At 33.8% G+C, this 3,764-nt stretch carries 4 protein-coding genes and 1 pseudogene; 3 read left to right on the top strand and 2 right to left on the bottom strand.

Translation table 11 applies throughout. The annotated features are described in order from the left end of the window. Positions 1–456 (top strand): annotated as a pseudogene (locus tag ACIPNH_RS04175) (N-acetylmuramoyl-L-alanine amidase); the annotation flags it as partial. 19 nt (positions 457–475) lie between these two features. Here the strand turns inward: ACIPNH_RS04175 and ACIPNH_RS04180 are convergent. Further along, the gene (locus ACIPNH_RS04180; RefSeq protein WP_264723953.1) at positions 476–736 is read right to left on the bottom strand and encodes a J domain-containing protein; all 261 of its coding nucleotides are present in this window, start codon (positions 734–736) and stop codon (positions 476–478) included. 160 nt (positions 737–896) lie between these two features. Between ACIPNH_RS04180 and ACIPNH_RS04185 the strand changes: the two genes are divergently transcribed. Further along, positions 897–1,469: a NifU family protein gene (locus ACIPNH_RS04185; protein WP_264723955.1), complete on the top strand. Its 573-nt coding sequence runs from the start codon at positions 897–899 to the stop codon at positions 1,467–1,469. Beyond that, positions 1,466–2,692, top strand: a complete 1,227-nt coding sequence (gene hisS / locus ACIPNH_RS04190) for a histidine--tRNA ligase (protein WP_264723957.1) — start codon at positions 1,466–1,468, stop codon at positions 2,690–2,692. The genes ACIPNH_RS04185 and hisS overlap by 4 nt, the downstream gene beginning before the upstream one ends. 20 nt (positions 2,693–2,712) lie before the next feature. On the opposite strand, the gene surE is transcribed toward hisS, so the two are convergent. Next, positions 2,713–3,465, bottom strand: a complete 753-nt coding sequence (gene surE, locus ACIPNH_RS04195) for a 5'/3'-nucleotidase SurE (protein ID WP_264723958.1) — start codon at positions 3,463–3,465, stop codon at positions 2,713–2,715. Positions 3,466–3,764 lie beyond the last annotated feature (299 nt).

The raw sequence follows: 3,764 nt of genomic DNA on the forward strand, positions 1-3,764 counted from the left end.
AAATCGACTCTACAACCATGTTTAAGCAAAGTAGATTATGAGAATTTATTATCTTCTCTTGCACAATATGAGAATAACATTTCTCCTGATGCATCTACCACTTTAATGTACAAAATTAAGTTATACTATGATTCTTATTTAAGATATCGCATATGGTCTTCACTCTATAAACCATTTAAGCTTAATGTATTGGAAGAGTTAGAGATTTTAAAGAGTGGAGTGTTATCTTTAAAATCACTAGATAGCTCTAAAGCTGCAGAAGTTTCCAGTTTAATTGATAGCTTTAAAGTAGATATTTCTTTAGAATTTCAGGGTTTTGAAAAACAGTGGTTTCAGGAGTTTAAGAATGCTTGGAGACAAGAATTTATACCTTCCCTGGAAGAACAGATAACATGGACTGCACTACATGAAGCAATATTGGAGTATTTAGAAAAAGCAAAGGAAGAAATTCGTTAAACGAAAACTTTTTTTAAGATCACTTTTTTAACAATTTATCACGTGCCGCATTTAGCTTTTGCGCAAAATATTCCGAGCCTCCCTTATCTGGGTGAACTAATTTCATTAAATTTTGATATGCTTTATTGATTTCATTTTGACTTGCCTCAGGATTCAGCCCCAGTATCTTTAATGCTTCATCCTTGGACATGTTATCACCAGTGTAATTTTCAGTACAACTTCTACTGCTATTAAATTCGTTCAAAAACTTACTCAATATAGAGTTCATCATGAAACTCATATTATTTTTTTTTGTCAGGAAAAGAAAAAATACAACAACGCTAGGCAAGACAAATGTAATTACTATGAATACTAAAAAAAGAAAAAAGATGAATGACATGTATATTTTTTTATCATTTTATGATTAAATAGTAACAATTATAATTGTCATGGTAAATAACATGTTCATCCAGATTGAAGAAACACCAAACCCAAATACGCTAAAATTCCTTCCTGGATTTGAAATTTTAAACGAAGGAGAAACGGCTGATTTTTCAAATGCAAATGAGATAAAAAATTCTAAACTAGCAGCAAATCTTTTTCAAATAGAACATGTGGTAAGAGTGTTTTTTGGTCATGATTTTATTTCAGTAACAAAATTGGGTGGAATTAATTGGGATACATTAAAAGTAGAAATTTTAACTACAATCATGGATCACTTTACTTCAGGTGGAAAAGCACTAGATAAAGAAGGAGTAAATGATAATAATATACCGGATGAAGAATTTTTCGATGAGAATGATATAGAAATTGTAAATAGAATAAAAGAATTGATGGAAAGTTATATCAAACCTGCAGTTGCTCAAGATGGTGGCGATATCAAATTTCGTGGCTATAAAGACGGGATAGTTTATGTTGAATTACAAGGAGCTTGCTCTGGGTGCCCAAGTGCTGCAATTACTTTAAAGCAAGGAGTGCAGAATATGCTGAGCTACCACATACCAGAGGTTGCGGGTATAGAGACTACACTATGACTAATCAAACAGTTAGAGGAACGAAAGACCTTCTATTTGATGAGTGGTATAAGTTTAAATACATTCAGCAAACAGCAAATAGAATCTCAAGTCTATACGGCTTTTTGCCCGCCCAAACTCCAATATTTGAGTGCACGGAGGTTTTTACAAAAACCTTAGGTGATAGCTCAGATATCATCACTAAAGAGATGTATAGCTTCAATGATAAAGGGGGAAAGAGCATAACTTTACGTCCTGAGTTCACTGCAGCGATTGTCAGGCTATTAATTGAAAAAAAACTGCAAACACCGATAAAATTATTTTCAACAGGGCCTGCATTTCGTTACGAAAGACCGCAAAAGGGAAGACAAAGGCAATTTCATCAGATAAATTTTGAGGTTTTTGGCATAGAAGATCCAAAAGCTGATATTGAATTGATATCACTCGCTCAGCACTTACTAACTGAATTTGGCATCAATAAAGATGTAAAGCTGGAAATCAACTCTTTAGGTGATGGTGAAACAATAACTAAATATAGAGAAGCTTTGATCTTGTACTTTACAAAGTATCAAAATGACCTATCAGAAGATAGCAAAAATAGGTTGATTAAAAATCCACTCAGAATACTGGATTCCAAGGATGAGAAAGATAAATCAATAATTTCTGATGCGCCTAAAATCAGCAATTATTATACGAAAGAGTCCTCAGATTTCTTTGAACAAATACTAAATGGATTAACAATTCTTGATATACCTTATACCGTAAACAATAAACTAGTTCGAGGTTTGGATTATTATTGCCACACAGTGTTTGAGTTTGTTACAGAGGATTTAGGTGCACAAGGGGCAGTTTTTGCCGGTGGAAGATACGATAATTTAGTATCTTCAGTAGGTGGAAAACACACTCCAGCAATAGGATTTGCAGGGGGTATTGAGCGCATAATGGAGTTAATCAATTATTCTCCGAAAGAAGAGCGACCTATTTACCTAATTCCAATCGGTAGAGAGGCTGAAAAACATGCTTTAACACTTGCAAATGAATTGCGCAGAAATGGTTTATATGTAATCTATGAATATAGCGGAACGCTCAGAACCCGAATGAAAAAAGCAAATCAAGCAAATGCTAAAGCTGCTTTAATCTTTGGCGATGAAGAATTGAGTAGTAAAACTTTAAAGATTAAAAACATGGATACAGGTGAAGAAAAAATAATTGCTCGCGATAACACAATAGAAAATATCTATTAGGAGCAATGCAAATGTTTTTCTCAGTCAGCTATAGAAGAAAATTCGTCTGCACAAGAATTTCTCATAGTATTCAATGTATCATAATCTGTAAAATCTAATTTTACCGGTGTAATAGTAATAAATCCTTCTTTTATTTTATTTATACTACCACTGCCTGAGTGCTCTCGAGACCAATTTAAGCTAAAAGAGCCATTCGAATTTTCAGTAAAAGTTAAATCCCCATCAATGTTATATTCACCTTGTTCAGCAAATTCTACTCCTTTTACTTTTTCCGTAGCAGGAAAATTTACACTCATCACTATGTTTTTAGGCCAACCAACCTTAACTAGCTTGGCAATAACCTTTGGTGCAAAAACCTTTGTATTGTGCCAGTCTATTTTATCATGATAAACTTGGCTTAGCGCAATAGAAGGTATAGACCTTGCAGCACCTTCCATTACAGCACCAATTGTTCCTGAATAACAAATATCGTCCCCGACATTTGATCCAATATTTACTCCGGACAATATTAAGTCTGGTTTTTTATTCATAACTTTATTTAGCGCAATAATGACACAATCTGCAGGAGTACCAGACACACTAAATTCCCTTTCACTATGTTGTTTTATTCCAATAGATTGTTTCACTGGATAATCAAGAGATCTTGCAGCTCCGCTTCTATCAGTATCTGGTGCCACTATCCATATTTCTGACGCAAAATTCCGTGCAATCTCTTTGAGTAATTTTATTCCTTCACTTCCAAAGCCATCATCGTTTGTTATCAATATTATCATATACAATACTCAGCTATACAGTTCCAAATTATGTAAATCACTGGCTGTAAATAAACTCATGAGGCTTTAAGTTTCTTTGCATAACTGTGGACTGTAACAAAGAACCTGCTGTAAATCAATGGATTTCTTGCCCAAGCCACAATTGTCATTCAATAGAAACAAAAAACTTACTTGACAAACTCCACCAGCGCCCTTATCATGATAGTGAAGCTATTGTATTTGCTTTCGTCAATCTGCAGATTAAAAGGTAAGGATTACTTAATGTATCGGCGTCTTATGTTCAATTTTTTGCAGTATAT

The organism is Wolbachia endosymbiont of Drosophila barbarae, from assembly GCF_044752445.1.
Lineage (GTDB): Bacteria > Pseudomonadota > Alphaproteobacteria > Rickettsiales > Anaplasmataceae > Wolbachia > Wolbachia pipientis.

Excerpts from the sequence above, each read along its gene's own strand:
- ACIPNH_RS04180 (WP_264723953.1), bottom strand. The coding sequence starts at position 736 with ATGAGTTTCATGATGAACTCTATATTGAGTAAGTTTTTGAACGAATTT.
- ACIPNH_RS04185 (WP_264723955.1), top strand. The coding sequence starts at position 897 with ATGTTCATCCAGATTGAAGAAACACCAAACCCAAATACGCTAAAATTC.
- hisS (WP_264723957.1), top strand. The coding sequence starts at position 1,466 with ATGACTAATCAAACAGTTAGAGGAACGAAAGACCTTCTATTTGATGAG.
- surE (WP_264723958.1), bottom strand. The coding sequence starts at position 3,465 with ATGATAATATTGATAACAAACGATGATGGCTTTGGAAGTGAAGGAATA.